This is a genomic window from Alteromonas infernus, assembly GCF_902705815.1.
This window is the reverse complement of sequence record NZ_CACSIG010000008.1, coordinates 93,054-110,755: the sequence shown is the minus strand read 5'-3', so window position 1 is coordinate 110,755 and position 17,702 is coordinate 93,054. Positions and strand designations below refer to the sequence as shown.

The window sequence follows — 17,702 nt, the reverse complement described above, 5'->3', positions numbered from 1 at the left end:
TTAGGATATTCCAATGAAAATGTTTCCTATTTTCGAGCATGCACCTGTCATTGTGTGCAGTTGCATACTGGGCTTATTACTCAGTCCACCGACCGCACATGCGGTGCAAGCTAACAGATTTGTAGACGAAAGTGTTCAAGCGCCCATACGAGAAACGCTGACTCTTGAAGACACTATTAGAATGACACTTGCCAACAATCCAAGTTTGTATGAATTTGAATTTAAACAACGTGTTATAGACGGAGAGTCAAAAACGGCAGCGCTTAAACCAGCACTGAGTGCCGGGGTTGAACTAGAGAACCTTTTGGGAACCGGCGAGGTATCGGGTATCAAAGAGCTTGAAGTTACCTTGACACTATCATCAGTATTACAGCTCAATGATAAGCCAGCAGCTAGGTTGAATGTACTCTCTGAACGGAGAATACAGCAAGATGTTGAAAAGCAAATACGCACCTTAGATATCCTCGGTGAGCTTAATCGTCGATACATCAAAGTACTCGTATTGCAGGCGAGCTTAGAGGTAATAAAAGATGCAGAGACACTTGCACTTTATACATTAAATGCCGTAACGAAACGCGTTGAAGCAGGCGCATCCCCCTTGTTAGAACAAAAACGCGCCCAAGCTGCGCTTGCCCAAGCAAAGCTCGATGTTAGTCTCGCTCAACAAGACCTTCGATTTGGCCTGCGCAGTTTATCCATCATGTGGGGTGAGCAGACACCAAGCTTTAAGCGTGTGGAAGGCGATCTTTTTGCTTTTAACAAAATTGCGTCGTTTGATGCGCTGGCAGTCGCAATCCAAAGTGGCCCTCATATTAATCTCTTCGCCAAACAAAGCCGTGTGCAAGCTGCGCAGCTTCGTCTAGCGCAAGCGAATAACCTCGCTGATATTGAGTGGTCAGCCGGGCTTCGCAGAATGCAAGGTATTGATGAAACCGCACTAGTTGCCGGAATAAGCGTTTCATTGTTTCAAAAAGAACGAAACCTTGGTGAATACGAAGCGCATAGGGCACGCCTTGACGCAATAGAGCTGCAAAAACAAAGCAACCTTCGCAGTCTATTACATTCAGTTAATCAAGCGTTAGGCGAACATACACGTGCATTGCTAGAGGTTGAAACTATTCAGCTCAACGTAATTCCCCCCTTAAAGGAAGCGTTAGATTTAGTAGAGAGCGCATATTTAGAGGGCCGTTTCAGCTACTTGGAATGGGTAACTACTCGACAAGAATTTCTGACAACCCGCCTGACATTAATAGAGGCTGCTTCTCAAGTTCATTTAAGCAAAACAGAAATTGAAACACTCACAGGTCTCGCGCTGAAGACTGAACACAATGATGACTCAATGCACTCAAGTCACCAAGACAATTTGCAGCAGTCATCTAACATTTCGATAAGAAGTCATGATTATGAATAAATTCACACTACAAAAAGTACTTATTTCCATCTTCACCCTTAGCCTTTATAGCTTCACCGCAATCGCAGGTGATAAACAAATTGATGCAAATTCCAACGATAGAGACAATCACGCAAGTGAAGTCGTAAGGATGAGCAATGAAATAGCAATTCAGAACGATATTTCCGCCACTCCCGTGCTCGCTAGTGAGATTGCGGTAAAAACTACACTTTATGGGCGAATTAGTGCAGACCCCGCCTCATTAAGTCATATAAGAGCACGGTTTGACGGTGTTATTAAGGATGTAAAAGTCAACATTGGAGACCCCGTTAATAAAGGCGATATTTTAGCGATTGTGGAGTCCAATGAGAGTTTGAAAAGTTATCCCATCACGTCACCTTTTGATGGCAATGTGATTGCGCGACATGCAAATAATGGTGAGCTATCAAACGGACAAGTACTCTTTTCGTTAGCTAATTATAAAAACGTATGGGCACAACTGACTGTATTTTCGCAGGTGCTTAGCAGCATCAAGGTTGGACAGTCAGTTGAACTAAGCCACGCAGGTTTCAATCAAACCTCCAAAATTGCCTACATTACGCCTTCTGCTGATGGCAATCCGCACTCTCTTGCCAATGTAAGTATCGACAATAGTACTGGATATTGGCCACTCGGTACGCTGGTCAAAGCACAGGTTACGACATCAACTAAGTCAGTCAATCATGCTGTTCCTCTATCTGCTGTGCAAGAGTATGAAGCCAAGCAAGTTGTGTTTGTGGTTGAGGGTGAAGAGTATAGGCCCAGAGCGGTCGAGCTTGGGGTCTCAGATGGTCGCTATATCGAGGTCATCAGTGGTCTTGAAACAGGCGAACGTGTCGTGGCTTCCAATAGTTACATGATTAAAGCAGATTTGGAAAAGTCGGAGGCAGGTCATGATCATTAACGCTTCACCCAATCAAATGTTTCCATGTCAATTGGCGTGCAGTTTTAAGGGAGGCTTAAGATGCTAGCTTCCATTATTCGCACCGCAATCGAAAAGCGCGGCATTTTTCTTATGCTTTGTTTTTTGATAATTGGCTTTGGCCTATTCAGCTATCAAAAGCTGCCTATTGATGCCGTACCCGATATCACTAATGTTCAGGTACAAATCAACACACAAGCAAAAGGCTATTCACCGCTTGAAACCGAACAGCGCATCACCTTTTTGGTAGAAAACGTCTTGGCAGGTTTACCAAACTTGGACTACACACGTTCACTATCGCGCTATGGCTTGTCACAAGTGACGGCCGTTTTTGAAGAAGGCACTGATCTCTTTTTTGCCAGAAATCTCATAAACGAACGGCTAGGCATTATCAAAAGCCAATTACCCGATGGTATTGAGCCTGAAATGGGGCCGATTGCCACAGGTTTGGGTGAAATTTACATGTACACGCTTAGCGCGAAGCCCGGCACAGTAACTGCCGATGGCAGAAAATTTGATGCGATGGCGCTTCGTGAGTTACACGATTGGGTGGTGAAACCTCAACTGGCCTTGGTGAAAGGGGTAACAGAGGTTAATGCTATTGGCGGTTTTACCAAACAATATCATGTAAAGCCTAACCCTCAACTCATGCTTAATTATGGCGTTAGTACTGACGATTTATTGCGGGCATTGGAGCGAAATAACGCTAATCAGGGCGCTGGGTACATTGAACGCAACGGCCAACAAATACTAGTACGTTCACAAGCGAGACTATCAAGCGTTGAGGACATCGGTAACGTGGTGGTAACGCTTACAAACCAATCTCCCGTTACGGTAAATGATATTGCAGAGGTCGCCATCGGTAAGGAGCTTAGAACGGGCGCTGCAACACTTGAAGGACAAGAGACTGTGCTTGGCACAGCGATGATGCTAATAGGCGAAAATAGCCGAGCTGTTGCGCTAGACGTGGCTGATAAAGTGGATGAAATCCAAGCAAGCTTGCCAGAGGGCGTGCTTATTCAAAGTGTTTATGATCGCACTGCGCTGGTAGATAAAGCCATCAACACAGTACGAAAAAACCTTATTGAAGGCGCATTGCTGGTTATTGTCGTCCTATTTTTACTATTGGGCAACATACGAGCTGCCATCATCACCGCTGCTGTCATCCCTCTTGCTATGCTTGCCACGATAACAGGTATGGTAAGAACGGGCGTAAGCGCGAACCTAATGAGCTTAGGCGCGTTAGACTTTGGACTGATTGTCGATGGTGCAGTTATTATTGTGGAGAACTGTATTAGACGGTTAAGTGAATCGCAGCGGCGAACGGGTGCAATACTGCCTCTTAAAGAACGGCTGGAAGTTGTATTTGAGGCAACGAATGAAGTGATAGGCCCAAGTCTTTTTGGCGTGATGATAATCACGATTGTGTACATTCCTATCTTTAGCTTAACAGGTGTCGAAGGGAAGATGTTTCACCCAATGGCGGCTACCGTAATATTGGCATTGTTAGCGGCAATGGTATTTTCAATCACCATCGTGCCCGCAGCCGTTGCTATGTTCATGTCAGGCAAGGTTAGTGAAAAAGAGAGTCCAATAATAACAGGGGCTAAATCAGTTTACCGCCCTGTATTGGAGTGGGCATTAAAATTACGATGGTTAGTCGTAGGTGCTGCGACATTGCTTGTTATCATCAGTGTTTGGTTTGGGATGCGTCTAGGCTCTGAATTCGTGCCGCAACTTGATGAGGGTGACATCGCCCTTCATGCAATGAGAGTGCCCGGCACGGGAATTGAGCAGGCTGTCGATATGCAAAAACGGCTTGAACAGGTCATTATGCAATACCCACAGGTAAGCACCGTGTTTGCTAAAACGGGTACTGCTGAGGTGGCTACTGATGCTATGCCACCCAATGTCACCGACACTTTTGTCATGTTAAAACCAATTGATCAATGGCCAAACCCTGCATTATCGAAAGCGAAGTTTGTCGAGCAATTAGAACGGGATCTTCAAAATGTGCCCGGCAATAACTATGAGTTTACGCAACCCATACAGATGCGCTTTAACGAATTGATTAGTGGCGTTAGAGCAGATTTAGGGATCAAAATTTATGGTGATGATCTGGATAAGCTGCGGGATTCAGCTGGTGATGTCTTAGCCGTATTACAAGGTATTCCGGGCGCTGCTGACGCACGAGTAGAACAAGTAGATGAGATCCCCATCTTCAAGGTGAACCCGAAACCTTATGCGCTGGCGCGTTACAACTTAGACGTAACTGACTTGCAAACATGGTTAAGTGCATCCATTGGCGGCAAAGTAGCAGGCTTAGTATTTGAAGGTGACAGACGTTTTGAGATTGTTGTTCGTTATTCTGAAGATATTCGCAATAACTTAGAAGCACTGGGAAATATACCCATCATGACCAATGATGGTGAGTATGTGCCAATCGCCGAGGTGGCTGAGCTTGAATATACCAATATACCCAGTCAAATAAGTCGAGAAAACGCAAAGCGCCGTATCGTAGTCACAGCAAATGTGAGAGATCGTGATTTAGGCTCTTTTGTGAATGATGCTAAAGAGCAGATCGCAGCCAATGTGGTACTGCCAAGTGGCTACTGGATAAGTTATGGCGGTACGTTTGAGCAATTGGAAAGCGCAAGTCAGCGACTGAATTTGGTTGTGCCCGCAACGCTTTTTCTGATCCTTACATTACTTGTGATTGCATTCGGCTCAGTCAAAGACGCCTTGATAATTTTTACAGGCGTCCCTTTGGCATTAACTGGCGGCATCTTTGCGCTTTGGATCAGAGATATGCCTCTTTCAATATCCGCAGGGATTGGTTTTATCGCGCTCTCTGGTATAGCTGTATTGAATGGTCTGGTGATGCTATCTTTTATCAGGCAGAGGATGGAAGAAACTGGCGAGTTAGTAAACTCGATTATTGATGGTGCAATGACACGTTTGCGGCCAGTGCTGATGACCGCGTTAGTGGCGAGTCTTGGTTTCGTGCCCATGGCGCTTAACGTAGGTACTGGCGCAGAGGTGCAGCGACCTCTGGCAACGGTGGTCATTGGTGGGATCATATCCTCTACCTTATTAACTCTGGTTGTACTACCTGTACTCTACAGACTCGTTCACAGCAAAACTGCGATCTAATGTTAAGGGCTTTCTGATTAATGACGAAAGCCCTTATTTCGAATTAACCAGAACGGCGAAACTAGAATATTGTCGTGTCGTTCATTTTTTGACGTTGCAGGAAAAAGTATGGAACCAACAATAAAAAGGGATTTAAAAAAGGCGAGAACGCTTCAAATATTAAATGTCATCTATGATGCAATTGAAGTAATAGTCGCCTTAGTAGCAGGGATAACTGCCAATAGTTCAGCGCTCATAGGGTGGGCATTGGACAGCACAATAGAGGTGGTAAGTGCTGCCACCCTTGGCTGGCGTCTACACGGTGAGCTTAAAGGAATTGATGAAGATCAGGTAAATAGACGGAAGAAAATTACTCTCTACGTGATTGCAGTATCATTTACTTTGGTCTGTATATTTATATCTTATGATTCAATTACAAAACTTCTTAGTCAGCAAACTTCAAGCTGGAGCACTATGGGGTTAATCATTTTAGTTACTTCTTTGCTTATCAACCCTATTCTTATTTATTTCAAAAGAAAATATGGTCGTAAGCTGGACAGCCCAGCGTTACTTGCCGATGCCAAAGATACCTTTATCTGTTTATACCAGACTATCGTTGTTCTTGCTGGTTTGCTATTGGTAAATTGGTTAGGTTGGTGGTGGGCAGATCCTGTGGCGGCGTTGCTCATTGTACCTTATGCAGCAAAAGAAGGTTGGGAGGCCTACACTAAAGCAAGAGAAATCAACGTTGATAAGAAGTAACTGGCGAATACAATACTTTCTCTCAAAACTGACTTAATTCATAGTATAGAAACTATAATCGTTTTTTAGTTACTTAGATTTTTATCAGGTAATGCTGTTAACTGAGCAGATAAAACGAAGCGCCTAGTCTTCGGAAGACTACACAGAGTGTACGAAGCCATTTAGCCAATGTTTAGGATATAAAAATCAACAGGAACCCATAAAGCTTTTAACTGAATCAGGGTTAGATTTACATCGTGCGAAAGGAGGGGAAACATGAGTGAGTTTTTAACGCAATGGCAAGAGGCCGCCCACACTACTTTGGGCCTATTTTGGATGGCTTTTTGGGCCTTCGCGCTTGGTTACCTAATAAGCTCAATGATCCAAGTTTTTGTCACCAAAGAGAGAATGCAAAAATCCATGGGAAAAACCGGACCCAAAAGTGTCGCATTGGGCACTTTCTTTGGTTTTATTTCCAGTTCCTGTTCCTTCGCAGCTTTATCTACAACGCGTGCTCTATTTGTAAAAGGTGCAGGCTTAATCCCTTCTCTTGCTTTCATGTTGGCGTCCACCAATTTGGTGGTGGAATTAGGCATAATCATTTCTATTTTTCTTGGGTGGCAGTTTGTTGTAGGAGAATATGTCGGTGGTATTCTACTTATCCTAGCCGTTTGGCTGTTGGTCAAACTGACGTGTAAAAAAGAGTTTGAGGAAAAGTCGCGAGAGCATGCAAAAAAAAGCAGAAGGTGGCGATAGCCAAGCGAATAGCAAGGAAAAAAGCTGGAAAGATAAAATAGTGAGTAAAGCGGGATGGCACCAAGTTGCTAGCCGCTACACGATGGAATGGAAGATGGTATGGAAAGATGTAACCATTGGATTCACTGTCGCCGGTATCATTGCGGTATTTGTTCCCACTGAATTTTTTCAATCACTTTTCATCGGAGCCGGGCAAGAATCGAATTCCTTTTTGCAAATTCTTGCGCAAACCATCGTTGGCCCCGTCGCGGCCTTTTTTACTTTTATCGGCTCCATGGGCAACATTCCGCTAGCGGCCGTGTTATTCGGGCAGGGGGTAAGTTTCGCTGGAGTAATGGCGTTTATCTTTAGTGATCTGGTGGTATTTCCAGTGTTGCGGATTCAGGCGCAGTACTATGGCTGGAAAATGGCCATTTATATACTGATTGTATTTCTATGTGCGCTTGTGGGCGTATCGCTCGTCATGCACTATGGACTCGATCTCTTGGGACACTTGCCTGATGCTTCAGGATTTCAGTCAATGACAGATCGTGAGTTTTTTAACATAGACTACACGTTTTTCTTGAACTTGCTCTTTCTCGCGCTAACCACTGCATTCATCGTTTGGCAGTACTATAAAAAAGAAAAATCGATGTCAACTAATCGAAGCCTTGGCGACTGGTTACTGCTGTCGCTTTCGATTGTCGCGTATGGATGGCTTGCAATTGGTGTGGCTGTGCTTCCATTTTTCTAATCTACAAGCGCATTTTTCTTAAATTGGGCGACTTGCATCGATCCTACTTCTAGCCTCGTCTATACAGTCACATCTGAATTGCTGATAACCGTTGTGCTCAGTTAGTTTTTTTGAGAGGGAACGCTCTGTATCATTTACACAAACACAAGTTTAGATTATCATGATAAGGTATTTTTAAGAGAACTGTATGTTTAAACCACTTTCAAAAGTCTTAGTTGTTGTTGCCATGCTTACTGCCTTTGTTGGGCAAGCATTGGCTTATACATCTATGTCTTGTGAAATGTCGGCAGATTCTCATCAATCTCATATGACTATGGAACACTCTTCAATGAAGTCTCATGAAGGTATGGAACATGGTGATATGAAGGCTAGTGCTTCAAGTTCAAAAGACTGCTGCGACGTAGACTGTATTTGTCCTGCAAATGCATGTACATCAGTCACATTTTTGAATTCAAACAATGGTTCACCTGATATTTTGGGCTTTACTGAAGCTATAGTGAACCAAGGCGCTGAACACCCAAAGTCAATGTCTACTTCCCTTTTCCGTCCACCAATATTTGCCTAACACAGGGTTAGTGCGTCCAAAATTTACGCACAGAATAACTTTTCTTGTTAATTAATTAAGCGCTATTGCGCCTATATTTTATCCAGCATTGTCTGGGGGCAAAATGATCAAATTATTTTTTAAGTTAGCGGTAGCTATACTGCTAATACCAGCGTTTACTCACGCTACCGAGCATAATCATGAAAGTCATGTCGAAGCAAAGCTAATCGAGTTATTAGTTTACAAAACTCCGACTTGTGGATGTTGCAAAAAGTGGATAACCCATATTGAAGATGAAGGGGTGATTGCGCACTCCAAAGATTACCGCAACATCTCCAATATAAAAACTAAGTACGGTATCAAACCTAATTATCGCTCTTGTCATACAGCCGTTACTAGAAATGGCTTTGCGTTTGAAGGGCATGTGCCTGCCAAATTCATAAAACAATTTTTAGCTGAAAAACACAACAACGCCATTGGTTTGTCAGTCCCAGCGATGCCTGTTGGCTCTCCGGGGATGGAAGTAGGTGAACGTTTTATGCCTTATAACGTGTTGATTCTATTTAAAGATGGTACTAGCGAAGTGTATGCAGAGGTGAAAACCTATGAGGAGCAATTCTAATGAAATTTGGAATTCCAAGTCTGTTAAAGATTACTGTTAGTTTAATGATCGGGTTTTCTGCATTTTATGCCCAAGCAGAAAAGATCATTTCACTTGATCAGGCGATAGCATTAGCACAGCAAAATGACCCTTGGCTGCACGGCAGCAAGTTGAAACAGCAAGCTGTTGAGTATAACAGTATAGCTTCTGGAACCTTGCCTGACCCTATTATGTCTGTGGGCATGATGAATTTACCAACAGATACATGGAACTTAGATCAGGAAGGTATGACTCAATTTAAAGTTGGAGTTTCTCAAATGTTTCCTAGAGGAGATAGTTTGGAACTCAAACGACAACAGCTAAAAATCGAATCAACTAAATACCCGCTGTTACGCGAAAATCGTAAGGCGAAATTGAAAAGTGAAGTTTCCCAACTTTGGTTAGACGCTTTTCTAGCGCAACAAACCATTAAGTTAATCGAGAACGATTGGGAACTATTTGAGCAGATGGCGGAGATAGCAAAAGCCAGTTACTCAAATGTGATTGGAAAAACAAGACAACAAGATGTCATTCGAGCACAACTAGAAATCGTTCAATTGGAAGATAGGTTGACAGTCCAGAGGCAAAAATTAGAAACCTCAATTGCTCGTCTAAACGAATGGCTTCATCTTTATGATGACAGTAACTATGAAAAAGCGTTTGATTTTGACGCGCCACCAATGGCATTCAATGTCTCAGAAACTCTACCTGAAATTCGATTGCAAACCCCCGCATTTTTAAAGAAGGCTCATTATTCGCGAAATGCTCTGGCATTAGAATTAGAAAATCACCCTGCGATTCGCTCAATTGATGTTCAGAAAAAAGTGACTGAAACAGCTGTTGATATAGCCAAACAACAATATAAGCCCCAGTGGGGAGTAAACGCCAGCTATGCCTATCGTGATGATATGCCATCAGGAGATAATAGAGCAGACTTGTTTTCTGTTGGTGTGACGTTTGATTTACCGTTATTCACTGAAAATAGACAAGATAAACAAGTTGCCGCATCAATCGCGGAAACAGAAGCTGTCAGAACAGAGAAATTGCTGTTAACAAAACAAATGATTAGCGAAATTGAAAAAGAGCTAAGGCAGCTGAAAAGACTATCAGAAAGGCAGTCAATATATAAAGAACAATTGCTTACGCAAACCCACGACCAAGCAGAAGCTTCGTTGACTGCTTATACCAACGATGATGGTGATTTTTCTGAAGTTGTTCGAGCTAGAATCGCAATGCTTAATGCCAGAATTTCCGCACTAAAAATAGATGTTGATGCATTGAAAACAGTAACTCGTATCAATTATTTCTTCGCACAGTCACATTCAAAATCAGCACCCGCACACACTGGTAAATTCGGAGAGAAATAATGTCATCTAATACAAAAATAATTATCGCGATCATCATTGGTGCAGCAATAGGTGCTGGGACATTGGGTTTATTCCTAAATCCTAACTCTGAAGGACCGAAAACAAATTCTGAAGAGAAAAAGCCGCTTTATTGGGTTGCCCCGATGGATTCTAACTACCGCCGGGACAAGCCCGGTAAATCTCCTATGGGGATGGACTTAATTCCTGTGTATGAAGATGAATCATCAACTGATGACTTCGGCCCCGGTGCTGTTAGGGTCGCTCCTCATGTGGTGAATAATCTTGGTGTTCGTACCGCACCTGTTGAGCTAGAAAATATGCACACTGAAATCTCTACGGTGGGTTATGTACAATATGACGAAGATAAACTAATTCATATCCACCCACGTGTTGATGGCTGGATCGAAAAACTATACGTTAAGGCTGAGGGTGACCCTGTAGAAAAAGGTCAACCCCTTTACAGCTTATATTCTCCCCAGTTAGTTAATGCTCAAGAAGAATTGTTAATCGCCTTAAAGCGCAATAACGGCTCGTTAGTTACGGCAGCTAAAGATCGTCTTAAAGCCTTACAACTTTCAGCAGGCTTGATTAAAGAACTAGAGCAAACAAAAAAAGTTCAACAAACAATTACCTTTTATTCGCCTCAAGCAGGTGTTGTAGATGGGTTAAAGATACGAGAAGGTTTCTATGTGAAACCGGGAGATACTTTGCTTAGTATCGGCAAACTTGACCAAGTATGGGTAGAGGCTGAAGTGTTTGAACGAGATGCAGCGCTTATCAAAGAAGGGTTGCCAGTATCGATGACTCTAGACTACTTGCCCGGAGAAGATTGGACAGGTGTGGTTGACTATGTTTACCCAGCATTAAACAGTAAAACTCGCACACTTAGAGTTCGCTTGAAATTTGGTAATCCTGATTTTCAATTAAAGCCCAATATGTTCGCACAAGTTTCGATCCATGCGAATCAAGCCGACAGTGCGATTATTGTTCCTAAAGAAGCGGTCATACGCACAGGCAAGCAAGACAGAGTCGTCCTCGCCTTAGGTGACGGACAGTTTAAATCAATTGAGGTAACTATTGGTCGAGTTGATAAAGATAGTATCGAGATTCTGAGCGGTTTAAATGAAGATGATGTTGTTGTTACGTCTGCTCAATTCCTAATTGATTCGGAATCAAGTAAGTCATCAGACTTTAAGCGTATGACACATGATGAGGTGCCGAACTCTATCTGGATGCAAGGTGAAGTAAACAGCGTCATGACAGGACATCGTATGGTCAATATTACACATGGCCCGGCTGAAGCTTGGGATTGGCCGGAAATGACAATGGACTTTAATGTGGCTGAGAATGTTGATGTTGACTCTTTAAAGTCAGGTCAATCTTTACACTTCGAGGTGTCTAAAACCGAAGATAGTGGATATGAAGTAACTGGTATTCATATCATGAGTCAGCCAGAAGTATCCTCTGCAACAGTCTCAGGTTTAATTAATGAAATAACCTTAGGCAATCGCACTTTCAATATTAGTCGAGGCCCAATAGAGAAGTGGGATAGACCTGCTGCGACGATGGATTTTATCGTCGCGGAAAATATAGAAATAGCTGACTTTAATGTTGGTGACAACGTCACTTTCACGTTTGAAGTGAGAGATGAATTGGTTATCACTGAAATTTCCCTTGAAGCAAATGAAAAAAACAGCGACGAACATGAGACAAATCATGAACAGAAAGCTGTTGTCGATCATTCGAACCATTAAATAGGGAGATTAGTAATGATTGAATCAATAATTAGATGGTCAGTGGGTAACCGTTTCTTTGTGTTATTAACCACGCTTATCATCGCATTTGGTGGAATATTTGCGTTAAAAAATACACCTGTCGATGCGCTTCCTGACTTGTCAGATGTTCAAGTAATTATCAAAACGAGTTATCCGGGACAAGCACCTCAGGTAGTACAAGATCAAGTAACTTTTCCTTTAACTACTGCGATGCTTTCAGTACCGGGAGCACAAACGGTTCGAGGTTATTCGTTCTTTGGCGACTCATATGTCTACATCATATTTGACGACGACACAGACCTTTATTGGGCAAGGAGTCGTGTGTTGGAGTATTTGAGTCAAGTTGCTTCGAGTTTACCAGATGCAGCAAAACCACAGCTAGGGCCTGATGCAACAGGTGTGGGCTGGGTTTATATATATGCGCTCACTGATAAATCTGGTAATCATGATCTTAGTCAGTTGCGAAGTATCCAAGACTGGTTTTTAAAATACGAGCTTCAAACGGTTCCGGGAGTTTCTGAGGTCGCTGCAATTGGTGGCATGGTTAAACAATACCAAGTTCAAGTTGATCCAGATAAGTTGCGAGCCTACGGCATACCATTGACTCACGTTCAAATGGCGCTGAAAAGAGGTAACCAAGAAACAGGTGCGTCTGTTGTTGAAATGGCCGAAGCTGAGTACATGGTAACTGCCACTGGCTATATTCAATCCGTTGGTGACATCGAAAAAATACCGTTAGGCGTTAATGAGCAGGGTACGCCATTGCGTATTGGCGATATAGCTGATGTTGGATTGGGTCCACAGATGCGCCGAGGGATAGCGGAGTTAAATGGTGAAGGCGAAGTTGTTGGTGGCGTCGTGGTAATGCGCTTTGGAGAAAACGCACAGCAAACAATTGACGGTGTAAAAGAAAAACTTGAATCATTAAAAGCCTCTTTGCCTGAAGGTGTTGAAGTTGTTCCTGTTTATGACAGATCTAAGTTAATTGAACGAGCGGTTAGCAATCTATCAGATAAATTGATTGAAGAGCTAATTGTGGTTGCACTAATTTGTGCGGCATTTTTGTTTCATCTACGTTCTTCCATTGTCGCAATTATTACCTTGCCTTTAGGAATTTTGGTGTCTTTTATCATCATGTACATGCAAGGTATCAATGCCAATATTATGTCATTAGGTGGGATTGCAATAGCGATAGGAGCCATGACGGACGGTGCAATTGTAATGATTGAAAATATGCACAAGCACATGGAAGCTCTTAATAAAAAGGGCGTGCCATTGACGGATGAAAACCGTTGGCAAATTGTTGCTAAAGCTGCAAGTGAAGTTGGTCCAGCATTGTTTTTCAGTCTACTTATTATCACAGTGTCATTCTTACCAGTCTTTATTCTAGAAGCTCAAGAAGGAAGAATGTTTGCCCCTCTTGCATACACTAAAACCTATGCGATGGCTGCATCCGCTGGATTGGCAATAACTCTGGTTCCCGTTCTTATGGGATATTTTATTCGTGGAAAGATTATATCGGAAAAGAAAAACCCATTGAACCGCGTACTGACCGCTCTGTATATGCCTGTGTTAAGACAGGTTATGAAATTCCCTAAATCAACCATTGTAATTGCGTTATTGGTTACCGCCGTGGGTTTTTGGCCTGTTAATAAGATTGGTAGTGAATTCATCCCGCCATTGGATGAAGGTGACCTGATGTATATGCCAACAACTTACCCCGGCATATCCATTGGTAAAGCTCGCGAATTATTACAACAAACGGACAAGTTACTTCGCACAGTGCCTGAAGTCGAGACCGTCTTTGGCAAAGTTGGTCGTGCTGAAACCGCCACTGACCCTGCCCCTTTAACGATGATTGAAACATTCATTCAGTTGAAACCACAAGAGCAGTGGCGAGACGGAGTAACCACTGAAAGTTTAAAAGCTGAATTTGATGAATTGGTTAAATTACCCGGCTTAACAAATGCTTGGGTGATGCCAATAAAAACCCGGATAGATATGCTAGCGACGGGTATCAAAACTCCTGTTGGAATAAAGGTAGCAGGACCTGACCTTGATAAGATTCAAGAAATAGGTCAGCAAATTGAACAATTGTTACCAGCGGTAGAGGGAACAGCATCGGTTTATTCCGAGCGTGTAGCTGGCGGCCGTTATATCAAGATAGATATTTCTCGTGAAAAGGCGAGTCGATTCGGGTTAAATATTGCTGATGTTCAGCAGGTGGTATCGACGGCTATTGGAGGCATGAATGTCACTCAAACTGTGGAGGGACAAGAGCGTTACCCTGTCAATTTAAGATATCCACAAGACTATAGAGATTCGCCTGAGCAACTCGCTAGATTGCCTGTTATTACTCCGAATGATCAGCGTATCGCATTGGGAGATGTAGCAGATATCCGTGTTGAGAATGGCGCTCCGGGAATAAAAAGTGAAGACGCTCGCATTAATGGCTGGTCATTCATTGATATCGAAGGCGTGGATGTCGGGACATATGTAGAGAATGCTAAAGAGTACCTTGAGCAAAATCTAGAAATTCCAACAGGTTACTCAATCTCTTGGGCTGGGCAGTATGAATATATGGAAAGAGCAAAAGAAAAATTGACATTTGTTTTGCCCTTAACGCTAGCCATTATTTTGATCTTGCTCTATTTGAATTTCCGCTCGTTTAGCGAAGTAGCCATTATTGTCGTGACATTACCTATGGCAATGATTGGTGGCTTATGGCTAATGTATTTGGAAGGATTTAACTTTTCCGTCGCTGTAGGTGTTGGTTTTATTGCGCTAGCAGGTGTTGCCGTAGAGATTGGAGTCATCATGCTGGTTTACTTGAATCAAGCTCTTACAGATCTCAAGGAAAAAGCGACCGAGCGAGCAGAACAGATTTCTGACGCAGATTATCAAGATGCCTTGTTACATGGCGCTGGTTTGCGTGTACGCCCTGTCATGATGACCGTGGCAACAATCATCATCGGTCTATTACCTATTTTATATGGAACAGGCACTGGTTCGGAGGTCATGAGTCGCATCGCAGCACCTATGGTCGGTGGGATGACGAGTGCAGTGTTACTAACTCTCATTGTACTGCCTGCTATTTATTCAATTGTTAAAAAGAGAGAAATAAATTTCTTTAATCAAGAGTTATCAAAAAGCTAAATTTAGTCGTCAAACCATAAATTTTAAAAGAGGTAAATATGAAAGCATTAATCAAAATCTTAGCGGTAATCAGCGTTGTTATTAGTAGCGCTGTGTTCGCACACGTAAATCTTGAAAAAAGTTCGCCTTCGGATAATGCAATGTTAATGACATCCCCAGAGGAACTTACACTTAAGTTCAGTAAAGAAGTGCGTTTAGTCAAAGTATCGTTAAAAAATAAGCAGGGAAAAAAAGTAAAGTTTGGCTTTCAACCTTCAAAAGAAGCGAGCAGTGAATTCTCATGGAAGCTACCTCAGTTGGCTCCAGCCAATTACATCGTAGATGTCACTTTCTTAGGTAAAGATGGTCACAAGATGAAGGACAACTTTGGCTTCATGGTTCATTAATTAAGTAGAGTAATTACTATGGAAATTTATATCTGGAATACGGTCATAGTGCTGACGAAAACTGCGTTCTACGTTGGCTTTGCCTGTATTGCTGGATATACATTTTTTGGCAATGTGTACGGCGGTAATACTTTGGAAAATGGAGAAAGAAGATCATTTAGTCAGATAACCCTTATTGCCGCCTTAATAGCTTTTCTAGCAAATGCAATTTGGTTCTTTGCTAACACTGGCGCAACGGTTGAAGAAGGAATAGTAGGAGCGCTAGACCTAGATATGATTAGTATCATGTGGGATTCGTCAATAGGCGATACCACACTATGGCGCTTGATTGGCCTGATTGGGGTTGCGATAGTAGTAATTTCTTCTCAATTTTGTGTTTGGACGCTTACTAAATATGTCTTAAACGCCGTGCTTGTCATATGTCTATTTTTTCTTTCTTATTCATTTACTTTGGCTGGACACGTTTCCGTCATGGGGGTCTTTGAAAAAGGTCTATTAATGGTGCATGTCATTGTAATGGCGTGGTGGTTTGGTGCCCTTTACCCTCTTAAAAAAGCCTGCAATAAGTTGGAATTCGAAAAGCTTTATCAATTGATGGAAAGGTTTGGAAAACAAGCTAGTGTCATGGTAAGTCTGCTCTTAATCGCTGGCTTATTATTGGCAATTCAGTTGGTGGGTGGATTAGATGCTCTGCTATTTACTAATTATGGACAAACCATATTAGTTAAATTGTTGTTAGTGATTTGCGTAATGAAGATAGCCGCTACACATAAATTGAAATTAGTCCCGCAGCTCAAAAATAATGATGGCAGAAAAACATTATCCAAATCAATCTCAATTGAAATGTTTGTAGCTATTGCCATTTTATCTGTAACAGCAGTGCTTACTAGTATTGTCGGCCCTGTAAATTAAACCTGAAAAGAGAATGAAAATGAAAAAAAGAAATATACTACTCGTTTTATTAATGACGGTTAGCTTTGTAGTTCACGCTCATGGTGACAAACAAAAAGATAAAGGAATGCTTAAAGGGCTGGATACCCCAGCTGCAAAAGTTGTATTAGCTTTTCATGAAGCGTTAGAAACAAGTAACAAAGAGCTTGCGCGTGCTCAATTAGCTGATGATGTCACCATTTATGAGGGCGGTCGTGTTGAAAGAAGCGCAGACGAATACGCTCATCATCATATGTTGTCTGATATGAAGTACTTGGCGGCTATGAAGAGCGAAACATTAGAGCACCAAGTGACAGTTCTTGGTAATACTGCGATATCGGCCTCGCGTAGTCATACTACAGGCTCTTACAAGGGTAAAGAGCGCGATTACGAAGGTATGGAAACAATGGTGCTGGAAAAACAAAATGGTGAATGGAAAATCAAGCACATTCATTGGTCTCATTAATTTATTGGTAAAAAAGACTGAGAATAAAATTGACTTCACCACAGTGTTATCTGTGCGAAGCTTTGAGAAAAAATGGAACCCAGTATTATCAGGAGTGCGCTAAAGCTTGTCGCAACTTAATTGATATATGTCGGAAAACCGTGAAATCGTGCTGTTGTTCGTAAGAGTTTAATTGCTTTTTTTGTTTGGAATTTCTTGCGAAAAAAGTTTGTAATAAAACGTAGCAGACCATGTCAGCATCATAAAGCCTAGAAGTGATTGCATCGCTGTGATGAATTTAATATGGCCTTCGGGGTTGAACTCACTCAACCCTAGGGTCGTCATAGTCACTAATGAATGGTAAAAGTAATCTCTGAAAATTGGTTTAAACGCTTTAGTAAATTCACCAAGCTCAAGGAGTTGGTGAGCAGCCCAATATATGCCTGTAAAGTAAAATGACTCAACAATATGTACTGCAAATATTATAAGTAATGCAAGCATCGCCTGCCATACCGAAAGACAGCAGTCACATTTTACATAATACCGTTGAAGTCCGTACAGTACATAGTAATGTGTCAAACAGGCCGCTAAGACGCCAACTAGTGCGATTAAAACTGCTAAAACCATTGATCCCCTCTGCTTAACTCAAACTGTCAAACCCTCATAGGTTCATAATGTTGGTTCGTTATTTGCTAAAATTCAAGAATTTGGTTTTAAATGGCTTAAGTACGGCCAGATTTATGTAA

The 17,702-nt window shown here is 42.2% G+C and carries 15 protein-coding genes; 14 read left to right on the top strand and 1 reads right to left on the bottom strand.

Going from position 1 to position 17,702, the window contains the following annotated elements; genetic code table 11:
• The first annotated feature begins 13 nt into the window (after positions 1 to 13).
• The 14 genes from ACX5J7_RS02380 (at position 14) to ACX5J7_RS02315 (ending at position 16,977) form a co-directional block, all read left to right on the top strand.
• Positions 14 to 1,411: a TolC family protein gene (locus ACX5J7_RS02380; protein ID WP_498705963.1), complete on the top strand. Its 1,398-nt coding sequence runs from the start codon at positions 14 to 16 to the stop codon at positions 1,409 to 1,411.
• Complete coding sequence (locus ACX5J7_RS02375; RefSeq protein WP_024017195.1) at positions 1,404 to 2,333, top strand: efflux RND transporter periplasmic adaptor subunit; 930 nt, start codon at positions 1,404 to 1,406, stop codon at positions 2,331 to 2,333. Before ACX5J7_RS02380 ends, ACX5J7_RS02375 begins: the two co-directional genes overlap by 8 nt.
• Positions 2,334 to 2,393: 60 nt before the next feature.
• Entirely contained in the window at positions 2,394 to 5,504 is a 3,111-nt protein-coding gene (locus ACX5J7_RS02370) for an efflux RND transporter permease subunit (RefSeq protein WP_024017194.1), read from the top strand.
• Between the two features lie 108 nt (positions 5,505 to 5,612).
• The gene (locus tag ACX5J7_RS02365; RefSeq protein ID WP_024017193.1) at positions 5,613 to 6,245 is read left to right on the top strand and encodes a cation diffusion facilitator family transporter; all 633 of its coding nucleotides are present in this window, start codon (positions 5,613 to 5,615) and stop codon (positions 6,243 to 6,245) included.
• A gap of 255 nt (positions 6,246 to 6,500) precedes the next feature.
• Complete coding sequence (locus ACX5J7_RS02360; protein WP_498705962.1) at positions 6,501 to 6,980, top strand: permease; 480 nt, start codon at positions 6,501 to 6,503, stop codon at positions 6,978 to 6,980.
• On the top strand, positions 6,952 to 7,713 hold the full coding sequence (locus ACX5J7_RS02355; protein ID WP_498705961.1) for a permease: 762 nt from the start codon (positions 6,952 to 6,954) through the stop codon (positions 7,711 to 7,713). Before ACX5J7_RS02360 ends, ACX5J7_RS02355 begins: the two co-directional genes overlap by 29 nt.
• A 187-nt stretch (positions 7,714 to 7,900) precedes the next feature.
• Complete coding sequence (locus ACX5J7_RS02350; RefSeq protein WP_024017191.1) at positions 7,901 to 8,278, top strand: hypothetical protein; 378 nt, start codon at positions 7,901 to 7,903, stop codon at positions 8,276 to 8,278.
• Positions 8,279 to 8,381: 103 nt separating this feature from the next.
• Positions 8,382 to 8,879 (top strand): DUF411 domain-containing protein, encoded by a 498-nt coding sequence (locus ACX5J7_RS02345; protein WP_024017190.1) that lies wholly within the window; start codon positions 8,382 to 8,384, stop codon positions 8,877 to 8,879.
• A complete protein-coding gene (locus ACX5J7_RS02340) occupies positions 8,879 to 10,264 on the top strand; it encodes a TolC family protein (protein ID WP_474376596.1) in 1,386 nt (461 codons plus the stop codon). The genes ACX5J7_RS02345 and ACX5J7_RS02340 overlap by 1 nt, the downstream gene beginning before the upstream one ends.
• Positions 10,264 to 12,018: an efflux RND transporter periplasmic adaptor subunit gene (locus ACX5J7_RS02335; protein WP_348681811.1), complete on the top strand. Its 1,755-nt coding sequence runs from the start codon at positions 10,264 to 10,266 to the stop codon at positions 12,016 to 12,018. The genes ACX5J7_RS02340 and ACX5J7_RS02335 overlap by 1 nt, the downstream gene beginning before the upstream one ends.
• Before the next feature lie 15 nt (positions 12,019 to 12,033).
• On the top strand, positions 12,034 to 15,195 hold the full coding sequence (locus ACX5J7_RS02330) for an efflux RND transporter permease subunit (RefSeq protein WP_024017187.1): 3,162 nt from the start codon (positions 12,034 to 12,036) through the stop codon (positions 15,193 to 15,195).
• Positions 15,196 to 15,233: 38 nt separating this feature from the next.
• A complete protein-coding gene (locus tag ACX5J7_RS02325) occupies positions 15,234 to 15,581 on the top strand; it encodes a copper resistance CopC family protein (RefSeq protein ID WP_009575238.1) in 348 nt (115 codons plus the stop codon).
• Positions 15,582 to 15,599: 18 nt separating this feature from the next.
• On the top strand, positions 15,600 to 16,493 hold the full coding sequence (locus ACX5J7_RS02320; protein WP_498705958.1) for a CopD family protein: 894 nt from the start codon (positions 15,600 to 15,602) through the stop codon (positions 16,491 to 16,493).
• Between the two features lie 13 nt (positions 16,494 to 16,506).
• Positions 16,507 to 16,977 (top strand): YybH family protein, encoded by a 471-nt coding sequence (locus tag ACX5J7_RS02315; protein ID WP_040816290.1) that lies wholly within the window; start codon positions 16,507 to 16,509, stop codon positions 16,975 to 16,977.
• Between the two features lie 168 nt (positions 16,978 to 17,145).
• Here the strand turns inward: ACX5J7_RS02315 and ACX5J7_RS02310 are convergent, their stop codons facing one another.
• Positions 17,146 to 17,583 (bottom strand): ion channel, encoded by a 438-nt coding sequence (locus tag ACX5J7_RS02310; protein WP_147402509.1) that lies wholly within the window; start codon positions 17,581 to 17,583, stop codon positions 17,146 to 17,148.
• Positions 17,584 to 17,702: the final 119 nt, after the last annotated feature.

What these genes read in the sequence shown, in the direction of transcription:
- ACX5J7_RS02380 (WP_498705963.1), top strand. Translation starts at nt 14, where the DNA reads ATGAAAATGTTTCCTATTTTCGAGCATGCACCTGTCATTGTGTGCAGT.
- ACX5J7_RS02375 (WP_024017195.1), top strand. Translation starts at nt 1,404, where the DNA reads ATGAATAAATTCACACTACAAAAAGTACTTATTTCCATCTTCACCCTT.
- ACX5J7_RS02370 (WP_024017194.1), top strand. Translation starts at nt 2,394, where the DNA reads ATGCTAGCTTCCATTATTCGCACCGCAATCGAAAAGCGCGGCATTTTT.
- ACX5J7_RS02365 (WP_024017193.1), top strand. Translation starts at nt 5,613, where the DNA reads ATGGAACCAACAATAAAAAGGGATTTAAAAAAGGCGAGAACGCTTCAA.
- ACX5J7_RS02360 (WP_498705962.1), top strand. Translation starts at nt 6,501, where the DNA reads ATGAGTGAGTTTTTAACGCAATGGCAAGAGGCCGCCCACACTACTTTG.
- ACX5J7_RS02355 (WP_498705961.1), top strand. Translation starts at nt 6,952, where the DNA reads ATGCAAAAAAAAGCAGAAGGTGGCGATAGCCAAGCGAATAGCAAGGAA.
- ACX5J7_RS02350 (WP_024017191.1), top strand. Translation starts at nt 7,901, where the DNA reads ATGTTTAAACCACTTTCAAAAGTCTTAGTTGTTGTTGCCATGCTTACT.
- ACX5J7_RS02345 (WP_024017190.1), top strand. Translation starts at nt 8,382, where the DNA reads ATGATCAAATTATTTTTTAAGTTAGCGGTAGCTATACTGCTAATACCA.
- ACX5J7_RS02340 (WP_474376596.1), top strand. Translation starts at nt 8,879, where the DNA reads ATGAAATTTGGAATTCCAAGTCTGTTAAAGATTACTGTTAGTTTAATG.
- ACX5J7_RS02335 (WP_348681811.1), top strand. Translation starts at nt 10,264, where the DNA reads ATGTCATCTAATACAAAAATAATTATCGCGATCATCATTGGTGCAGCA.
- ACX5J7_RS02330 (WP_024017187.1), top strand. Translation starts at nt 12,034, where the DNA reads ATGATTGAATCAATAATTAGATGGTCAGTGGGTAACCGTTTCTTTGTG.
- ACX5J7_RS02325 (WP_009575238.1), top strand. Translation starts at nt 15,234, where the DNA reads ATGAAAGCATTAATCAAAATCTTAGCGGTAATCAGCGTTGTTATTAGT.
- ACX5J7_RS02320 (WP_498705958.1), top strand. Translation starts at nt 15,600, where the DNA reads ATGGAAATTTATATCTGGAATACGGTCATAGTGCTGACGAAAACTGCG.
- ACX5J7_RS02315 (WP_040816290.1), top strand. Translation starts at nt 16,507, where the DNA reads ATGAAAATGAAAAAAAGAAATATACTACTCGTTTTATTAATGACGGTT.
- ACX5J7_RS02310 (WP_147402509.1), bottom strand. Translation starts at nt 17,583, where the DNA reads ATGGTTTTAGCAGTTTTAATCGCACTAGTTGGCGTCTTAGCGGCCTGT.